General features: G+C 63.9%; 17 protein-coding genes. 11 read left to right on the forward strand and 6 right to left on the reverse strand.

Translation table 11 applies throughout. The features are described from left to right. The first annotated feature begins 39 nt into the window (after positions 1-39). Positions 40-915: a universal stress protein gene (locus ASR47_RS07845; RefSeq protein ID WP_065307204.1), complete on the forward strand. Its 876-nt coding sequence runs from the start codon at positions 40-42 to the stop codon at positions 913-915. Between the two features lie 6 nt (positions 916-921). Here ASR47_RS07845 and ASR47_RS07850 read toward each other — a convergent pair whose 3' ends face one another. The 4 genes from ASR47_RS07850 to ASR47_RS07865 form a co-directional block, all read right to left on the reverse strand. Beyond that, on the reverse strand, positions 922-1,290 hold the full coding sequence (locus ASR47_RS07850; RefSeq protein ID WP_065307205.1) for a hypothetical protein: 369 nt from the start codon (positions 1,288-1,290) through the stop codon (positions 922-924). A gap of 167 nt (positions 1,291-1,457) precedes the next feature. Next, positions 1,458-2,033 (reverse strand): hypothetical protein, encoded by a 576-nt coding sequence (locus ASR47_RS07855; RefSeq protein ID WP_065307206.1) that lies wholly within the window; start codon positions 2,031-2,033, stop codon positions 1,458-1,460. Positions 2,034-2,176: 143 nt separating this feature from the next. Continuing rightward, a complete protein-coding gene (locus ASR47_RS07860) occupies positions 2,177-3,046 on the reverse strand; it encodes a M90 family metallopeptidase (RefSeq protein ID WP_065307292.1) in 870 nt (289 codons plus the stop codon). Positions 3,047-3,289: 243 nt separating this feature from the next. Further along, entirely contained in the window at positions 3,290-3,790 is a 501-nt protein-coding gene (locus ASR47_RS07865; protein WP_245714291.1) for a winged helix-turn-helix domain-containing protein, read from the reverse strand. A gap of 549 nt (positions 3,791-4,339) precedes the next feature. Here ASR47_RS07865 and ASR47_RS07870 point away from each other — a divergent pair. The 8 genes from ASR47_RS07870 to ASR47_RS07905 all read left to right on the forward strand — a co-directional run bounded on the left by ASR47_RS07870 (position 4,340) and on the right by ASR47_RS07905 (position 11,947). After that, positions 4,340-4,585, forward strand: coding sequence for a hypothetical protein (locus ASR47_RS07870; protein WP_065307208.1), 246 nt, complete (start codon positions 4,340-4,342; stop codon positions 4,583-4,585). A gap of 398 nt (positions 4,586-4,983) precedes the next feature. Beyond that, positions 4,984-5,997, forward strand: coding sequence for an ABC transporter substrate-binding protein (locus ASR47_RS07875; RefSeq protein ID WP_065307209.1), 1,014 nt, complete (start codon positions 4,984-4,986; stop codon positions 5,995-5,997). Positions 5,998-6,013: 16 nt separating this feature from the next. Next, the gene (locus ASR47_RS07880; RefSeq protein WP_065307210.1) at positions 6,014-6,835 is read left to right on the forward strand and encodes an ABC transporter permease; all 822 of its coding nucleotides are present in this window, start codon (positions 6,014-6,016) and stop codon (positions 6,833-6,835) included. 11 nt (positions 6,836-6,846) lie between these two features. Then, positions 6,847-7,638: an ABC transporter ATP-binding protein gene (locus ASR47_RS07885; protein WP_065307211.1), complete on the forward strand. Its 792-nt coding sequence runs from the start codon at positions 6,847-6,849 to the stop codon at positions 7,636-7,638. After that, positions 7,635-9,500, forward strand: a complete 1,866-nt coding sequence (locus ASR47_RS07890) for a sensor histidine kinase (protein WP_245714292.1) — start codon at positions 7,635-7,637, stop codon at positions 9,498-9,500. The genes ASR47_RS07885 and ASR47_RS07890 overlap by 4 nt, the downstream gene beginning before the upstream one ends. After that, entirely contained in the window at positions 9,493-10,839 is a 1,347-nt protein-coding gene (locus tag ASR47_RS07895) for a sigma-54-dependent transcriptional regulator (RefSeq protein WP_065307212.1), read from the forward strand. Before ASR47_RS07890 ends, ASR47_RS07895 begins: the two co-directional genes overlap by 8 nt. 115 nt (positions 10,840-10,954) lie before the next feature. Next, positions 10,955-11,416, forward strand: coding sequence for a hypothetical protein (locus tag ASR47_RS07900; protein WP_150127715.1), 462 nt, complete (start codon positions 10,955-10,957; stop codon positions 11,414-11,416). A 150-nt stretch (positions 11,417-11,566) separates the two neighbouring features. After that, on the forward strand, positions 11,567-11,947 hold the full coding sequence (locus ASR47_RS07905; RefSeq protein ID WP_065307214.1) for a hypothetical protein: 381 nt from the start codon (positions 11,567-11,569) through the stop codon (positions 11,945-11,947). Positions 11,948-11,951: 4 nt separating this feature from the next. On the opposite strand, the gene ASR47_RS07910 is transcribed toward ASR47_RS07905, so the two are convergent. Next, positions 11,952-13,670, reverse strand: a complete 1,719-nt coding sequence (locus tag ASR47_RS07910; RefSeq protein WP_065307215.1) for a M14 family metallopeptidase — start codon at positions 13,668-13,670, stop codon at positions 11,952-11,954. 197 nt (positions 13,671-13,867) lie between these two features. Here ASR47_RS07910 and ASR47_RS07915 point away from each other — a divergent pair, with 197 nt between their 5' ends. Continuing rightward, complete coding sequence (locus ASR47_RS07915; protein ID WP_150127717.1) at positions 13,868-14,551, forward strand: hypothetical protein; 684 nt, start codon at positions 13,868-13,870, stop codon at positions 14,549-14,551. 142 nt (positions 14,552-14,693) lie between these two features. Further along, the gene (locus ASR47_RS07920) at positions 14,694-15,041 is read left to right on the forward strand and encodes a hypothetical protein (RefSeq protein WP_150127718.1); all 348 of its coding nucleotides are present in this window, start codon (positions 14,694-14,696) and stop codon (positions 15,039-15,041) included. Between the two features lie 10 nt (positions 15,042-15,051). Here ASR47_RS07920 and pbpC read toward each other — a convergent pair whose 3' ends face one another. Further along, entirely contained in the window at positions 15,052-17,142 is a 2,091-nt protein-coding gene (pbpC, locus tag ASR47_RS07925; RefSeq protein WP_065307218.1) for a penicillin-binding protein 1C, read from the reverse strand. Positions 17,143-17,153 lie beyond the last annotated feature (11 nt).

Here is a 17,153-nt window from a genome sequence, read left to right on the forward strand (position 1 = left end):
TGCCAGAATGGAGGCCAGTTCTGATTGAAAGGCCAGCTCATGACTTATAAAACCGTGTTGCTCCATATCGATGACGGCGCCGGGCGCGATACGCGCATTGCGCTGGCGGCCAGCGTGGCGCAAGCCTGCGGCGGCCACCTGACGGGCGTGGCCCTGACCGGTGTCTCGCGCCTGCTGTACCAGCACCAGCCCGACCTGGACGCCGATCCCAACCTGTCGCTGCACCTCAATTTCTTGCGCGAACGCGCAGCGCGCGCGCTCGATGGTTTCGAACAGCAGGCCAGCAGTGCGGGCGTGGCGTCGTTCGAACAGCGCGTGGTCGACGACGAAGCGGCCGGCGGCATCAGCCTGCTGGCGCGCTATGCCGACCTGGTGGTGATCAGCCAGTACAACGCGGCCGACAAATCGCCATCGGTGATGCGCGACTTCCCCGCCTATGTCTTGCTGCATTCGGGCAAGCCAGTGCTGATCGTGCCGCACGCGCTGTCGCAGGCGCAGCTGACCGGGCCGCACCACCCGGCGGCGGCGCGCAATGTGCTGGTATCGTGGAATGGCAGCAAGGAAGCGAGCCGCGCCGTGAGCGCCGCCCTGCCGCTGCTGCAACGCGCGGGCCAGGTGCATGTGGCCGTGTTCGACGCCCAGCTGCACGCGGCCGAGCATGGCGACCAGCCGGGCGCGGACCTGCTGCAATACCTGGCGCGCCACGGCGTGCAGGCGAAATTGCTGTTACTGGACGGTGGCGCCACGCGGCGCGGCGATATCGGCGAGGCCTTGCTGACGCAGGTGTCCGAACTATCGGCTGATCTGCTGGTGATGGGCGCCTACGGCCACTCGCGCCTGCGCGAAACCATCCTCGGCGGCGTCACGCGCACGGTGCTGCACAGCATGACGATCCCCGTGCTGATGGCGCACTGATGCGCTTCATTCGCCGGACTGCCAGGTCTGCGCGCGGATCTTGGCCACCTGGCGCTGCGCCAGCCATTGCCACAGCTGCAGCGCGTCGTCCTGGCGCAACGCCGTCATGCGGCGCGGACTGGCCAGGGCGATTTCGCAATCGCGGTCCGACCATTCCTCGAAAGTGACTTCGCCACCGCTAGCCACCTCGACCTGATACATCAGGCCGTCGTCGTAGCCGAAACGCAGCATGGCGCTGGCCGTGCCGCCGTCGGCGCCATGGCCACTGCCGGCGTCGCGGTAAACCTGGTCCAGCGCTTCGGCCAGCTGGGTCGGCGTGGGGGCGCTGATGTTGCGCCCGTCGGGCCGGGTAAGAATGAACCATGCTTGTGTCATGACGCGCCCCTATCCATACTTGTTAGCGTACAACTGGCAAGATGGCGGACAGCAACGGCGATCCAGGCAACTCTGGCGCATGGGAACCATCCCTGTCGGCACTATTTCGATTAATAGTAACAGGGTTCACGGTGCGCAAGCGCGGCGCGCTTTTATTTATCGCCGCGTCAAGCCACGCGCACGGGGATGCTGAGCGGGTCGAAGTCTTCCCAGTCGCCATTGACGATATGGCCTTCGGCCTGCTCGATGTTCTGCGCGCCCAGCTGGCGCAAGGTGGCCAGCGCCCGCTCGCCGTCCTCGTCGCCGCCGACAGCCACGGCGATCATCATGCCGGGCTGGCGCGGACGGCGCAGGTTTTCATGCGGGCCGCCTTCGCCCGGCGCCACCTCTTCGGACTCGCCGGCGCCCTTCATTTTGTTAAAACTGTACAAGGAGCCGACGTGGGCGCCGACCAGCGCCCCCACCACCGGGCCGAGCGGGCCGGTCGCCAGCACGGTGGCCGCGCCGACGCCGGCGCCGACCGCCGCACCGACGGCGGCGCCTTCGGCCACGCCTTCCGGCGTTTCCCTGGCGCCCGGCGACATGTCGCGGTCGCCACCGAGTTCGTGCAGGTCATGCTGGCCTGGCTGGTTGACAAAGAAGGCGCTGATGCGGCTGTCGGGAAAGCCGGCCCGGACCAGCGCCGCGCGCGCCGCGTCGACTTCGTCCTGTAACTGGAAATGCCCTGCAAGAATACGTGCCATGATGGTTCTCCTGGTCGCTGGTCGATGATAGGCGCGCAGGCGCCACCATGCATAGCGTGCGCCTGCGGCCCGATCGCGACTGTACGCTTGCGCACACTGCCGGAACAATCAACGCAGGCGTCAAGGCCCGCAATATCGTCTTGTCATTGCGCGGCGTAGTTTGAAAATGGCGAATGCATCTGCTGCGGTTCGGTGGGCGGCTCGGCCCAGTCGCGCGGATCGACCTTGTAAAACTTGAGAAACTCGCCATACAGCTCGCCATGATGCTCGGCCATCTGGTACGGTTTTTCAAAAAACGTTTCGGTGGCGACGGCAAAGAACTCGGCCGGATTGGTGGCGCCGTAATGGTCCATCACGCTGTGCTGGTGGTAGATGGCGTCGTGGCGCAGATTGTCGAAGTCGCGCGACAGCACCGTGGCCCAGCTGCGGTAGCTGGTCACATTGGGCAAGTACGGCGCGCCATTGGCGGCGCCCGATTCGCTGTCGAGCTGGTGGGCGAACTCATGCAGCACCACGTTCTGGCCGTCGGTCCAGTCGGCGGCGCCGCGCTGCACATGGTCCCAGGCCAGCACCACCCGGCCATCGCCCCACGATTCACCGAGCAGGCCATTGGCCGACGGCGTGACCACGCCGCCCGGCCCCACTTCATCGCGCGTGACGACAAATTCGTTGGGGTAGACCAGGATCGTGTCGAGCTCGGGATAAACCAGGGTGTCGCGGTTGAGCAGCAGCAAGCACGCCTGGCCAGCGATGGTATGGCGCATCTCGTCGGTGATCTCCAGGCCGCCGCAGCCGACAAACTTTTTCTGATACAAAAACTGCACCACCAGCCGCTGCAATTGCTGCTGCAGCGGCGCCGGCATATGGCGATAGACGGGGATATTGCCTTCAATAATGGCCAGCGCGGCCGCTGACAGCGGGCGCGACAAGGCGCGCTTCAAACGCCAGCCGGGCAGCCACAGCGACAGCACGATGGCGATGGTGACGAGGGCTAGCCACAGCAAAGGGTTCATGCTGGCATCCGGCTCGGGCAAGTGGAACACAGGTGGGCGAAATCAGGCACGGCAGGAACTCCTGGTTGAGGCAGTCCAGCCAAGATGGGGCTGATTGCCATCTTTTCAATCGCCGCACAACACGCCGCCACCATGCAAAAAGCCGGGCATCAACCCGGCTTTGTTACTACGCATCGCAATGATAGTGGTAGTTACTCTCATTACGCCGCCGGCAGGCCACAAGGCCCGTCCGGCGTGCAGCCCTTATGCCTCGCTTTTTTGCTGTGGCGCGCCGAACAGGGCGGCAACCAGCGGATCGCGCGTGACCGGACCACGGTTGACGCGGATCGCGTAATGCGTGTCATCGGCCAGGATGTGGAAGTGACGGCCGCTGCCTGCCATGCTCTGCTCGCGCAGGCCCGGACGATCCTTGCGCGGTGGCGCGCCTTCGCGTTTTGGCTGGACGATGGCGGCCAGGAAAGCACGCACGCGCTCAGGGTCGGGGGTCAGCTGGTACACGGCCTTGCCCAGGTAGGTGGCCGTGCCTTCGATATAGCGCGCCAGTTCGATCACGCCCGCTTCGCGCAGGTCGCGGATGTATTTGCGGGCGCCGGACGGCGAGAATTTCAGGAACCAGGCGATTTCGTCAGCCAGCATTTCGTGCATCGACAGTTCGCCGATCAGCTTTTGCATGTTTTCAATACGGCGCAGCGTGGCCGAGGTGGAACGTACGCGCTCGATGGGAGCCATGGAAATCGGGTTCATGCGCTCCGGGGGGATCGGGGCCGCACGCTCTACCATTGCCATTGAGGAGCCCTTTTGGGATCCCATTTGGGATCCACGAAGTTCCTGGTGCGCTGCCTTCATTTCGCTCTTCACGTGAGACTGGGTCATTGCATGCATTTGAATACTCCTTGTAAACGATTGCCGGTAGCCTGAATTGCTGAGTACCTGGTGTGTGCCAGGAAATCACTAATTCCAGACGTCTGACCAAAGAATGCCCGTCTGGGCGATCTCGGTCTGTGCGTTAACGAACATTAGTGAGCAGTAAGATCAAGAAAGTTAAAAATATTTCTGTGCGGAACTAAATGCGATGATTTTCTTGTCTTCCGTCTGAAACCAGTATGGCGTTTTCATTCCCTGCTGAACGTGCGATGGCGAACAGATACATCAACTGCCTTGACATAAAATCAAGCTGATCGTCAGGCACACATCTGTTGCACTGCCTGGCGCCCAAGCTCGATGACTGGCACGGCCCCTGCCTGTAGATGAACCAGCCAGCATCTTCCAACCCGACTTTGCAAAGGAATCATCATGATGAAAATGCCTTATCTGCTGGCCGCCACGGCCCTGATCAGTCTCTCCGCGTGCAAGAAACCCGCCGACGCACCGATGCCGGAAGCGGCGCCACCGGCCACCGCACCGGCCGTGACACCAGCCCCGGTCGATCCGGCCGCGCCCGCCACCACGCCTGAAACGGCGCCTGGCGTGACCCCGGCACCGCTGACCGATCCAGCCACCACGCCGGCCGTGCCACCAGCCACGCCGCCGGCCAAGTAATCCCCATGATGTAGTTCGTTTTATCTGGCGCCGCGCAGCAAGAACATCACAGCCATCGCGCGGCGCGCCCCCACTCCTCGGGGGAGTTGCGCGTTGCGATCAGCGATCCAACGCGTTTTTTTATGCTTGGAGTCGATGCAAGCCAGCAGGTTCACCGCGATCGTATTGATCTGTCTCAATTTAGCTTGCGTCAGTGCGGCTACCCGCACATTTTTCCCGCCCTGCGTGCGGGAAAACCGACAGCGACCGGAAAACGTTTTGTGCGCGCCACTAATTAACGTTTAGAAACAATCACTTGCCATTCGCCGCAAAATGCGTTTCACTGGCACGAAAGATGCTCTTGTGTTGACATGGCCGCCGTCAGAGCAGCCCGCACACATCATCCATTTGGAGACAGCATGACCCACCCTGCCCGCGTTTCGTCCGTTTTTTCGTCCCTGTTCAATACCAGAGCGCTGGCCGTCGCCGTTGCGCTGGCCGCGCAATGGCCGCTGTCCGTCCACGCCGCCGACCTGGTGCGCCTGGGAAACCTGAAATTCGCCCACTACGGCGCGGTGGCCTACATGAAGGAAATCGCCCCCAAATTTGACCTGAAGATCGAGGAGCGCATCTTCGCCAAGGGTCTCGACATCGTGCCGGCCATGATCGCCGGCGAGATCGACGTGTCGGCCAGCGCGCTCGAAGCGGCCATCACCGGCCGCGCCACCGGCCTGCCGGTCTACCTGGTGGGCGGCTTTGCCAAGGGCGGCGTGCAGATCGTCGGCCGCCCGGACCTCAATATCAAGGGCATCGCCGACCTGAAAGGCAAGAAAGTCGGCGTCACGCGCGGCGGGCCGCAGGAGATCCTGCTGTTTGCCGAACTGACCAAGGCCAAGCTGACCTGGTCGGACAAACCGGGCAAGGACGTGCAGATCCTGTACATGGGCTACCCTGACCTGAACCAGGCGCTGCTGACGAAGGACATCGATGTCATGAGCCAGTCCGAGCCGTATTCGACGCAGGCGATCCACAAGCAATATGGCGCCGCCATCCTGAAACCCTACGACACGCCGCTGGGCGAGCCGGTGCGCGCCCTGGTGATGACGGAAAAAATGTACAAGGAAAAACCGGCCGTGGCGCAGCGCTTCATGGACTGCTTTGTCGCCGCCACCCGCGCCTTCCTGGCCGACCCGAAACTGGCGGAAAAATACGTGCGTGAATCGATGTTCAAGAACCAGATCACCAGCGAGGACTATCGCGACGCCATCGACAATGCCATCTTTACGGAAGACATTACCCAGAGCCACGTGCAGCTGACCACCGACTATATGGTGAAGTTCGGCGTCGGCCGCATGACCAGGCCGCCTGCCGCCAGGGACTGGGTCAAGCTGGACCTGCTGGAAAAAGCCAAGAAATCCTACGCACCACGCTAACACTGGAAAGCTGACGATGAATGTACAAATGATGAAACGTTTCGCGCACGGCGCCGTCGTGCCGGTGGCCATGCTGCTGCTGTGGCAGGCCATGTCCACCTTTGGCTGGATCAATCCGCAGATCCTGCCCTCGCCGGTGGCGGTGGTGGTGAAATGGGTTGAATACCTGATCCCGATGGAAGCCTACACCCCCGAAGCCGGCAACTACCTGGTGTGGATGTTCTCGGGCGAACTGCCGCACGACGCCTGGGCCAGCCTGTCGCGCGTGCTGGGCGGCTTTGCCATCGGCGCCGGCCTGGCCTTGCCGCTGGGCCTGTTGATGGGCACCAACAAGACCATTTATAAACTGTTCGACCCGCTGGTGCAGGTGCTGCGCCCGATTCCGCCGATCGCCTATATTCCGCTGGCGATCCTGTGGTTTGGCCTGGGCAATCCGCCCGCCTTCTTCCTGATCAGCATCGGCTCCTTCTTCCCGGTGCTGATGAACACGATCGCCGGCGTGCGCCAGGTCGACGGCATCTATATCCGCGCCGCCCGCAACCTGGGCGCCAGCCAGATGACGATGTTTCGCCGCGTGATCTTGCCGGCGGCCACGCCGTACATCCTGGCCGGTGCGCGCATCGGCATGGGCACGGCGTTTATCGTCGTGATCGTGGCGGAAATGATTGCCGTCAATAGTGGCCTGGGCTTCCGCATCCTCGAAGCGCGCGAGTATTTCTGGTCCGATAAAATTATTGCCGGCATGTTTACCATCGGCCTGTTTGGCCTGGCCATCGATATCGCCATGAATGCCCTGAATAATCATCTGCTGCAGTGGCACCGCGGCCTGGAACACTGAGAGGAACGGCCATGACCACCATCAATATCAACGCAGTCAACAAGGTATTTACCACCGGCGGCAGCGATGTCATTGCGCTCAAGGACATCAACCTCGATATCGCCAGCGGCGAGTTCATCTGCCTGCTGGGGCCGTCCGGCTGCGGCAAGTCGACCCTGCTCAACGCGATTGCCGGCTTTTCGCAGCCCACTTCCGGCCAGATCCTGGCTGGCGGCAAGCTGATCACCGACCCGGGTCCGGATCGCGGCATGGTGTTCCAGGAATATGCGCTGTTTCCATGGATGTCGATCGAGAGCAATATCGCGTTCGGTCTGGAGATCGCCGGCAAGCCGCCGGCCGAGATCCGCGAACGCGTCGACATGCTGCTGAACATGCTGGGGCTGACGGAATTTCGTTTGCGCTTTCCGAAAGACTTGTCGGGCGGCATGCGCCAGCGCGTGGCGATTGCCCGCGTGCTGGCGCTCGACTCCCCGATCATGCTGATGGACGAGCCGTTCGGCGCGCTCGACGCCTTGACCAGGCGAAATTTGCAGGATGAATTGCTGAAAATCTGGAAAGTCTTCGGCACCACCATCGTTTTTGTGACGCACTCGATCGAGGAATCGATCTACCTGGCCGACCGCACCATCGTCATGACCTACCGCCCGGGCACCATCAAGCGCGACGTGGCGATCGACCTGCCGCGCCCGCGCGACCCGAGCGACCCCGAGTTCAACCGTTTGAAACGCATGCTGGGCGAGATGGTGATGGAAGAGCAGCAACGCCATCACCATGCGGAAACCATGGCCAGCACCGCGGATTGAACCTGTTCCAGCGCCTGCAATGGTTGAAGCCGCCGGCAAGCGCCGTGCTGGCCGGCGCCTCGCTGATATCGCTGGTGGCGCTGACCTGGTTCACTCACGCCTGGGTCCAGCAGCGCCAGCTCGACGAGTTGCACCGCACCCTCGATTCGCGCGCCGAACTGTATGCGGCCTCGATCGGCGGCGCCCTCAACAAATATGAGTTCCTGCCGCTGGCCGTGGCCCAGAGCGAGGCGGTGGCGCAGCTGATCGAGCAGCCCACGCCGGCCAGGGTGACCGAGCTGAACGCCTACCTGGTCGATATCAACCGCCGCGCCGGCGCCTTTGCCGTATATGTGCTCGACGCCGGCGGCACCACGCTGGCGTCGAGCAACTGGCAGGACGCCAGCTCCTATGTCGGCGTCAATTATGGCTTCCGGCCGTATTTCAAGAACGCCATTGCCGGCGGCATCGGCCGGTTTTACGGCATCGGCGCCTCCACCTTCGAGGCCGGCTATTTCATTTCCCAGCCGGTAGTGCGCCACGGGCGCATCATCGGCATCGTCGCCGCCAAGGTCAACCTGGACTGGATCGAGCAGTCGTGGCGCTCGCCGGGCGCCGGCGAGCAGATCTGGGTCAAGGACGCCAATGGCGTGATCATCCTGGCCAGCACGCCGTCCTTCAAATTCAATACCCTGGCGGCGCTGTCGGCGGCGGCCAAGCGCGACATCAGCAGCCAGCGCCAGTTCCTGCAAGAAAACTTGCCGATCCTGCCGCACCGCGTACGGCGCCAGTTTGCCGATGGCGCCAGCGTGCTGACGCTGGACGCCGACTATCTGGCCGTCAATCGTCCGCTCGGTCCGCTTAAATGGCAGATCACGGTGCTGGCCGAGCTCGACCAGGTTGCCGAGGCGGCGCGCAATGCCGCCATCGGCGCGGCCCTGGGCTGGGCCCTGCTGATGCTGGCGCTGATGTACGCGCGCCAGCGCCGGCGCCGTATCGCCGACAAGCTCAAGGCGCAGCAGACCCTGGCGCTGGCGTATGAACAGCTGGAAATCAAGGTGGCCCAGCGCACGGCCGACCTGGTGCATGCGAACGGTCGGCTGCAGGCCGAGGTGGCCGAACGCGAGCGGGCCGAGCAGACCCTGCGCTACGCCCAGGCCGAGCTGGTGCAAAGCGGCAAGCTGGCGGCCATCGGCCAGATGGCGGCCGGCGTCACGCACGAGCTGAACCAGCCGCTGGCGGCGCTGCAAACCTTTTCCGACAACGCCAGGGTGTTTTTGGCACGCGGGCGCATCGATGACGCGCTCGACAACCTGTCGACGATTTCCGACTTGGTCAAGCGGCTCGGTTATGTCACCTCGCAATTGAAGGGCTTTGCGCGGCGCAGCGACGATGCGAGGAAACCCGTGCCGGTGCGCCAGGCGTTTGCGCAAACCATGCTGCAGGTGCGCACACGCAAGAATGCGCAGCGCTTGCGCCTGCATGAAAGCTGGCCCGAGGACGAGCTTGTCGTGCTGTGCAACGCCATCGGTCTGGAGCAAGTGTTGAGCAACCTGATCACCAATGCCATGGATGCCGTGCCAGAGAGCGAACCGGTGGAGATCTGGCTGCAGGTGCGCAGCGAAGGCGCGCTGGCCGTGATCCACATCACCGACAATGGCCCCGGCATACCGCTGGCCTCGCTGGAGCGCATTTTCGATCCCTTCCATACCACCAAGGAGCATGGCCTGGGCCTCGGTTTGTCGATCAGCGCCGGCATCGTGCGCGCCGCCGGCGGCACGCTGGCCGTGCGCAACCGATCGACGGCCGAAGGCGGCGGCGCGCAGTTTACAATCACGCTGACGCGCGAGCAAAACAAGAGCAAGGACGAGACGGATGCATGAGAACAATTTCGACGGCATGCAAGTGCTGCTGGTGGAAGACGACGCCGTGGTGCGCAAGGGTGCGCGCCAGTCGCTGGAACTGGCCGGCCTGCAAGTGACGGCGGTTGCCACGGCCGAGGAAGCACTGCCCCACCTGGTGCCGGAATTTGCCGGCATTTTACTCAGCGACATCAAGCTGCCCGGCATCGATGGCTTGAAATTGCTCGATATCGCCGTGGCGCAGGACGCCAGCCTGCCGGTGATCCTGGTGACCGGCCATGGCGACGTGTCGATGGCGGTGGGCGCCATGCGCCGCGGCGCCTACGACTTTATCGAAAAACCGTTTTCGGCCGACCTGCTGGTCGAAGTGTGCCGGCGTGCGCTCGACAAGCGCCACCTGGTGCTGGAAAACATGAATTTGCGGCGCCAGCTCGAGCAGCGCGTCGGCATCGAGGCGCGCATCGTGGGGCGCAGCCCGGCCATGGCCAAGGTGCGCCAGCTGGTGCTGAACCTGGCGCCCAAGTCCGCCGACATCATTATCCTGGGCGAGACCGGCACCGGCAAGGAATTGATCGCGCGCTGCCTGCACGACTTCAGCGAGCGGCGCGACCACCCTTTTGTGGCCATCAACTGCGGCGCCCTGCCCGAGTCGATCTTTGAATCGGAACTGTTCGGCCACGAGGAAGGCGCGTTTACGGGCGCCCAGCGCCAGCGCATCGGCAAGATCGAATACGCCAATGGCGGCACCTTGTTTCTCGATGAAATCGAAAGCATGCCGCTGGCGCTGCAAGTAAAATTGCTGCGCGTGCTGCAGGAACGCCAGGTCGAACGGCTCGGTTCGAACAAGCTGATTTCCGTGAACTTTCGCGTGATCGCCGCCGCCAAGGAAGACCTGAACGTGCTGGCCGAACAGGGCAAGTTCCGCGCCGACCTGTATTACCGCCTCAATGTCGCCAGCCTCACCCTGCCAGCGCTGCGCAACCGGCGCGAAGACATTCCACTGCTGTTCGAATTTTTCGTGCTGCAGGCGGCGCTGCGCTACGGCCAGCCGGCCGCGCTGGTCAGCGGCGAACTGCTGGGCTCGTTGATGGCGCAGCGCTGGGCCGGCAATGTGCGCGAACTGCACAATGTGGCCGACCGCTTCGTGCTCGGTTTGCTGGACGACACCCTGAGCCCGGCCGGCTGCCGCGAAGCGTCGCTGGCCGAGCAGGTCGACGCGTTTGAAATCTCGATTATCGAAGAGGCCCTGCGGCGCCATAACGGCAATGTGATCGAGGCGGCCACGTCGCTGAATATCCCGAAAAAAACCCTGTACGACAAGCTCAAGCGTTTCGACATTTCAACCGAGCAGTTCCGCTGACGCCTGCGCCGCGGCCAGCCATGCGCTCACAGCGCGCAGCGCCGTATTCCTACTTGCGCGGCGCCGGCGCCATGCAAAAATGGCGGCTCCTTCTTTCTCATCTCAAGGAGCTCCCATGAAATCCTCAATGATTCTTGCCGGCATGCTGCTGGCCAGCGCAGGCGCCTTCGTCCAGGCGCAGTCGAACACCACCACCACCACGGGCGGCACCGGCAGCACGCAGCAGGATGCGCAGCCGACCTCGGGCAACCAGACGGACAAGCAGACGGGCGACAAGGCCATGCAGCAGAAAAAGAAATCCAGGCGCAGCCAGGCTGCGGGCAGCGACGTCAACCGTGGCAGCAATTCGGGCGGCGGCACCTCGGGCAGCGCCGGCCAGTCGGGCGGCAGCGCAGGACGCACCGGCACCCAGGACAGCACGGGCAATACCGGTAGCGGCTCGACAGGCAGCTCGGGGTCATCAGGAACGTCGGGCACCTCGGGTACATCAGGCACCGGCGGAACCGGAACCGGGACCGGAACCGGGACCGGGACCGGCAATACCAGCACCACGCCGCCAGGCTCGCCAGGGCGCTGAAGCACCCAGGCAGCGATCGCCGCAGGCCGCCCATACGTGTCCGTCAAGAAAGGCATCGGCCCACACATTCATGAGGCGGCCTCCTACTTGCGTGCCGGGATACGCATGTGACAATCCCATCATCAAGTAACTTTTTACAGGAACACCACCATGAAAACCGCCGCGCTTCTGCTTTCCGCCACCCTGATGACCGTGGGCGGCGCCTGGGTGCAAGCCCAGTCGACCACCAACCTGAACCAGACCGGCAACCACGTCAACAACCAGCGCGAACCGGGCCAGCAGTCCGATGAGTCCGACAAGCTGGACAACAAGGGCAAACCCATGCCAGGCAGCAAGATGCGCCAGCATGAACGCCCAGCCAAAGTCCAGCGTACGATGAAACGCGACAAGCAGCAGCGTCCGGCGCCTATGCCTGCGGACACTCCCAATACCCAGCCCGTACCCGGCACCTTGAGCCCGCCGGCAATTCCCGGCGCGCCGGTCGCACCGATGCCGACCGTGCCGCCGACCACCCCGGCAACCATGCAATAAGCGGTCAGTTGCGTTCCATCAACACCGGATACGTCCAGCGGGCGCGGTCGCGATAAGGCGAGCGGTCGCGCCACCAGCGCAGCCGCGCCTGCGGGTCGGTGGCCAGTGCGGCATCGCCGGCCAGCGCAGCCTGGAACGCGGCGCGCAATTCCGGACTCGTTTCCATCATGCGGTCGGCCCAGGGCGCCAGCAAATGGCGCGCGATCGGCGACTCGGGCGGCAGCGCCTGGTCGAACCAGCCCATGGCCAGGTAAGAGTCATCGCTGCCCGGCTCCAGCAGGGCCGCCGCCAGCAGATGGACAGGCTGGCTGGCGGGCACGCGTACGGCTCCCGCCGGCAAGCTGACGCTCTTTTGCACCCTTCGCAAGTCTTTCCTCTCCTTGCCCGACATCATTTGTACGGCCTCGACCGCGACGGTGCGCGGCGCATCCATCACTTCCATGGCAACGCCGTGGGCGCGCAGGGAGGCGATGATTTCCTGCTGCTCGGGTCCTATCCACCAGGCGCGCGGCAGTGCCACTTCGTGCATCGACCGCACGCCGAAGACCGGCATGTCGAGGGTGACCGGCTCGCCGGTCCAGCGCAGCTCGGTGGCGCCCGAGGCCGGCGAGACATACGATTCGTAGCGATAGCCCTTGAACGCCTGCCGCGTGAACGGCGCCGCTTCGCGCTCCCAGCGCACCATCAGCTGCGCCGGCCGCGCCGCGCGGTCGCGCGCCTTGGCCGCGGCGATCTTCGCCTGGTCGCGGCCGACGGTTTTCAAGGACTGTTCCAGCAGCACATAGGTGCCCAGCACCCGCCGCTGGTACGGCTTCATCGCATGGTTCTCGACCAGCACCGTCGGCACCCCCGTGAAGTCGCCATAGCCGGTGGAATAGCGCGGCCCTTCGGCGCTGATGCGCAAGCCCAGGTGCGGCATTTCTTCATTGACCCAGCTCGGGTAGATCGCCGGCACATGGCCCTGTCTTGCCAGCGCCGCATCGATATCGGCGTGGTAGTCCCGCATCAGCCAGTCGGCCGTGGCCCTGGAGCGCGCATAAGTGCCCCAGCCGGCAAAGGTGTAGGTGACGTCATATTGATAGTCGACCCCGTCGCTGACATGCACGTCGATATACAAGGCCGGGTCGAATTGCTTGAGCAGCCGGACGACGGCGGCGATTTCCGGCGACTGCAGGCGCGCGTAATCGCGGTTCAGGTCCAGCCCCTGCGCATTGGTGCGCGCGCCTTTTATCTGCGGTCCACGCTGGTGCGGGCGCCCGTCTGCGCTCGCATTTTCATGACCATCGACATTCAGGATGGGAATAAACACCAGGTCGACCCGGTCGAGCAGGTCATCGCGGCCGCGCAGGGCGATATCGCGCAGCAACATCAGCCCGGCATCCTTGCCGTCGATCTCGCCGGAATGTATGCCAGCCTGCACCAGTACCACCGGCTTTTTATCGCCAGTGCTGTTCGCCGGCTTTTTCGCCAGCACATAGAACAGCTCGCGGCCCTGGTAGCTCCTGCCGAAAGGGTGGACAGTGATCAGGCTTGAGGCCGCACTGAGCGAGTATACATAGGCCATCGTCTGCGCGTAGTCGGGCGACACAAGGAAATTCGAGCGTTCCAGCGGCGTCGCCAGGCGGTCAGTGGCAGCGACCGCCAGCCGCTCGCTGGCGCCATGCCAGGCTGGCGCGGGGGGCAACACGTCGATGGCGGCCGCGGCCGCAATACTGGTACTCATGAATAACAGAAGTGAGGAAATAAAGGGTGCCAAAACCGGCCTTTCAGGATACATGAACAAACGGCGAGACTTGCGCCACTAACGATAATGATATCTCATTATCGATTTTTAAGGCACTGACAGCCCAGGCCTAACCCAGCGCCAGCTTGTTGCGCGACAGGCTATCATTGCGATTTTACAAGCTAGCCGGGATAACAATGAAAACAGCATGGTGCGCAATCGTGGCGGCAGGAATATTGGCAGCGCCGGGTGTACAAGCAGCGCCGCCCACGGTGGGCGAGTGCATGGCGCTGACGCCAGGTATCAAGTTCAGCAAGAATAATGGCGACGTGCAAGCCAACGTAGAGGCGACCTTCGCGGGCAGGCGGCTCCATGGCACGCAGCTGCTGATCGACGACGACGTACTGCTGGCCACCTACTACCAGGATATCCGCGATGGCCAGGTGCAACTGGCCGGCATGACTTACTACAACCAGGACGGCACGGTGCGCAGCAACAATGTCTACACGCCACACACATCGATTCCCGTCAAGATGCGCCCCGGCCAGCAAGTGCGCGTGCGATTCACGGACACCGAGACCGGCAGCGACCAGGCCTCGCCCGGCCAGTCCGGCAAGAACACCGCCACGATACGCAGCGACGAGCGCGAATTCTCGATGACCTTCCTCGGCTGGGAACGCCTGGAACTGGGCGGACGCCGCTTTCCCGACGCCTGCAAGTTCGAACTGCACGATGTCGGCGGCAAGAGCAAAGGCCGCAGCGGAGACCATGTCTGGTATGCCCAGGGCTTTGGCCTGATCATGACCGACAAGCTGGACGTGGACGGCAAGGTGCTGCCCGCGCAGCGCATCGCGCTGCAGAAGATTATCAGCGCGCCGTGAAGCACTGCCTCGCCTGTACGGGGCTGGCCAGGCACGCGGGCAAGGCATGCACCCACACGGCACAGGGGTGTGCTCCTACTTGCCGCGCCCGCTACGGATGACAGAATGGGACTTCTTTAATCCATGTCAAAAGGGGTTTCCCATGAAATCATCCTCACTGATGTTCGCAGCCCTGCTGGCCGGCGCGGCGTCCCTGGCACAAGCGCAGTCGAACACCAAGCCGCCAGTCGATGCACCGATGCGTGACAACACCAGCACGCCACAAAATGGCGAAGCGGAAAAAATCCAGGATCCTGCGGGCAAACTGGACAAGCGGGAACAGAAAAACGCCATGAAGCCGACCAAAAAAGTGCAGTCCGAGGCGCACAACAACCCCAACAAACAGGGTACGCCGATGCCGCCGCCACCGCCCAGCATGCAAAATCCAGACGACAAAAAAGGTTCAAGCAGCAATATGGGCGTGGCGCCGCCACCGAAGCGAGCGCAATAGGCGTTGGCGGCTAGCGCCGCGCCAGCGCGTTGCCCCGCACCTCGAACGCTGACCGCGCCACCGTCTTGCCGCTGGCGTTGACCAGCACCAGAGCATGCTTGCCCGGCGCAGGCTTCCAGCCGAGGCTGTCACCGGCCGGCCCCATATCCTTGCCATCGAGCCGCCAGCGCAAGCCCTGCCCGGCCTGCGCGCGGAAGAACACACGTTGCAAATGCTGTGGAATATCGGGATCGATGGCGAGGATGCTGTCGTCGGCCGGGTAGACGATGGCGGGCGGGCGCACGGTGTCGTCCAGCGCGGCAATCACGGCGCTTTCGGTGCCGGCGATAAACCATTCGCGGCGCGGCGCCTCGAACGCCGGCAGGTAACGCACGGCCTGCTGCAGCACGCCTGCGGGCGGCCTGGGCGCCTGGCTGGCCAGCTGCCGGTGCAGATAGGCCATCATGTCATGCCAGACCGGGGCGGCGCCCGTCACGCCCGATACGTCCCACATGGGCTGGCCGTCGAAATTGCCGACCCACACGCCCACCGTATAGCGCTCGGAATAGCCGACGCACCAGTTGTCGCGCATGTCCTTGCTGGTGCCGGTTTTCACCGCGCTCCAGAAATTCGTGCCCAGCTCATTGGCGAGGCCAAAGGTCATGCTGCGCGCGGCGCGGTCGGACAAGATGTCGCCGACGATAAAGGCCGCGCCCGCGTCCATCACGCGCAGCTTGCCTGCGCCGGCCTGGCCCGGCCGCACGCTGGCGGTGCTGTACAGGCCGCCATTGGCCAGCACGCGGTAGGCGTTGGCCAGTTCCAGCAGGGTCACTTCGGACGAGCCCAGCGCCAGTGACGGGCCATAGTATTCGGCCGGCTCGCTCAGGCTGGACAGCCCCAGATCCTTCAGGCGATTGTAAAAACTGTCCTGGCCCGTCAGCAGCACCGTGCGCACGGCCGGGATATTGAGCGAGCTGGCCAGGCTGGTGCGGGCGCTGACATGGCCCTTGAAATGGCGGTCGTAGTTTTGCGGCACGTACATGCCGGCGCCGGTGGCGATATCGATGGGCGTGTCGTCCATCACGGACGCCGCCGTCAGCAGCCGGCGCTCGATGGCCAGGCCGTATAAAAATGGTTTCAGGGTCGAGCCGGCCTGGCGCGGCGCGACGACGCCATCGACTTCGCTGCCGCCCGCATTGCCGACATAGGCCAGGATTTCGCCGCTGCGGTTGTCGAGCACGATAATGGCGCCGTCGTTGACATTGCGCTCGCGCAGCGAGGCCAGCTGCTGGCGCAGATAGTCCTGCGCAAAGCGCTGCAGCGCGCCGTCCAGGGTGCTGGCCACTTGCGCACCGGCTTGTTTGAGCAACTGGCGCGCCACTTGCGGCGCCGGCGCGGCTTGCGCGAATTGCTTGCTGCGCTGTAAAGCCGTCTGCACGCGCTGGCCGATCAGCTGGCAGCTGCTGTCCATGCGCCACTCCTGCGCCAGCGCGCAGGCACGCCGCGTCACCGCCGCCAGCGGCGCGTTCGGTGCGCGCACCAGGCTGGCGAGGATAATGCCGTCGGTCTGGTTCAGGCCCGATGGCGCCTTGCCGAACAGATAGTTTGAGGCGGCACCGACACCTTGCAGGTCGCCGCGAAACGACACCAGGTTCAGATACGCCTCAAAAATCTGCGCCTTGCTCCAGCGCGCTTCGATCGCGCGCGCGGCGCGCATCTGGTCCCATTTCTGGCCCAGGCTGCGGCCGGTCCTTGACGCTTGCAATGCCGGCTCGAGCTGGCCCGCCAGCTGCATGGTGATGGTCGAAGCGCCCCTGGCCTTGCTGGAAAACAGGTTGTCCCAGGCCGCCGTCGCCACCGCCCCAATATCGACACCGCCATGGCGCATAAAGCGCTGGTCTTCGGCCAGCAGCACCGCCTGCTGCAGGGCCGGCGAGATATCGGCCAGCGCCACCCACGGCAGGCGGCGCGCTGCCATATCCACCCGCAGCGATTGCAAGCCCTCGCCGCCACGGTCGAGCAACTGCGCTTCGGAGCTGCAATAGGCGGCTTGCACCTGGGCCGGCGTCGGTATCGGCGCAGCCCAGCCAGGTAGCGCCAGGCTGGCGCACAGCACGGCCATCAGCACTCGTT

Source organism: Janthinobacterium psychrotolerans, from assembly GCF_001677885.1.
Lineage (GTDB): Bacteria > Pseudomonadota > Gammaproteobacteria > Burkholderiales > Burkholderiaceae_D > Janthinobacterium > Janthinobacterium psychrotolerans.

What these genes read in the sequence shown, in the direction of transcription:
- ASR47_RS07870 (WP_065307208.1), top strand. Translation starts at nt 4,340, where the DNA reads ATGATGAAAATGCCTTATCTGCTGGCCGCCACGGCCCTGATCAGTCTC.
- ASR47_RS07915 (WP_150127717.1), top strand. Translation starts at nt 13,868, where the DNA reads ATGAAAACAGCATGGTGCGCAATCGTGGCGGCAGGAATATTGGCAGCG.
- ASR47_RS07845 (WP_065307204.1), top strand. Translation starts at nt 40, where the DNA reads ATGACTTATAAAACCGTGTTGCTCCATATCGATGACGGCGCCGGGCGC.
- ASR47_RS07885 (WP_065307211.1), top strand. Translation starts at nt 6,847, where the DNA reads ATGACCACCATCAATATCAACGCAGTCAACAAGGTATTTACCACCGGC.
- ASR47_RS07900 (WP_150127715.1), top strand. Translation starts at nt 10,955, where the DNA reads ATGAAATCCTCAATGATTCTTGCCGGCATGCTGCTGGCCAGCGCAGGC.
- ASR47_RS07860 (WP_065307292.1), bottom strand. Translation starts at nt 3,046, where the DNA reads ATGAACCCTTTGCTGTGGCTAGCCCTCGTCACCATCGCCATCGTGCTG.
- ASR47_RS07855 (WP_065307206.1), bottom strand. Translation starts at nt 2,033, where the DNA reads ATGGCACGTATTCTTGCAGGGCATTTCCAGTTACAGGACGAAGTCGAC.
- ASR47_RS07875 (WP_065307209.1), top strand. Translation starts at nt 4,984, where the DNA reads ATGACCCACCCTGCCCGCGTTTCGTCCGTTTTTTCGTCCCTGTTCAAT.
- pbpC (WP_065307218.1), bottom strand. Translation starts at nt 17,142, where the DNA reads ATGGCCGTGCTGTGCGCCAGCCTGGCGCTACCTGGCTGGGCTGCGCCG.
- ASR47_RS07905 (WP_065307214.1), top strand. Translation starts at nt 11,567, where the DNA reads ATGAAAACCGCCGCGCTTCTGCTTTCCGCCACCCTGATGACCGTGGGC.
- ASR47_RS07920 (WP_150127718.1), top strand. Translation starts at nt 14,694, where the DNA reads ATGAAATCATCCTCACTGATGTTCGCAGCCCTGCTGGCCGGCGCGGCG.
- ASR47_RS07850 (WP_065307205.1), bottom strand. Translation starts at nt 1,290, where the DNA reads ATGACACAAGCATGGTTCATTCTTACCCGGCCCGACGGGCGCAACATC.
- ASR47_RS07910 (WP_065307215.1), bottom strand. Translation starts at nt 13,670, where the DNA reads ATGAGTACCAGTATTGCGGCCGCGGCCGCCATCGACGTGTTGCCCCCC.
- ASR47_RS07895 (WP_065307212.1), top strand. Translation starts at nt 9,493, where the DNA reads ATGCATGAGAACAATTTCGACGGCATGCAAGTGCTGCTGGTGGAAGAC.
- ASR47_RS07880 (WP_065307210.1), top strand. Translation starts at nt 6,014, where the DNA reads ATGAATGTACAAATGATGAAACGTTTCGCGCACGGCGCCGTCGTGCCG.
- ASR47_RS07865 (WP_245714291.1), bottom strand. Translation starts at nt 3,790, where the DNA reads ATGAACCCGATTTCCATGGCTCCCATCGAGCGCGTACGTTCCACCTCG.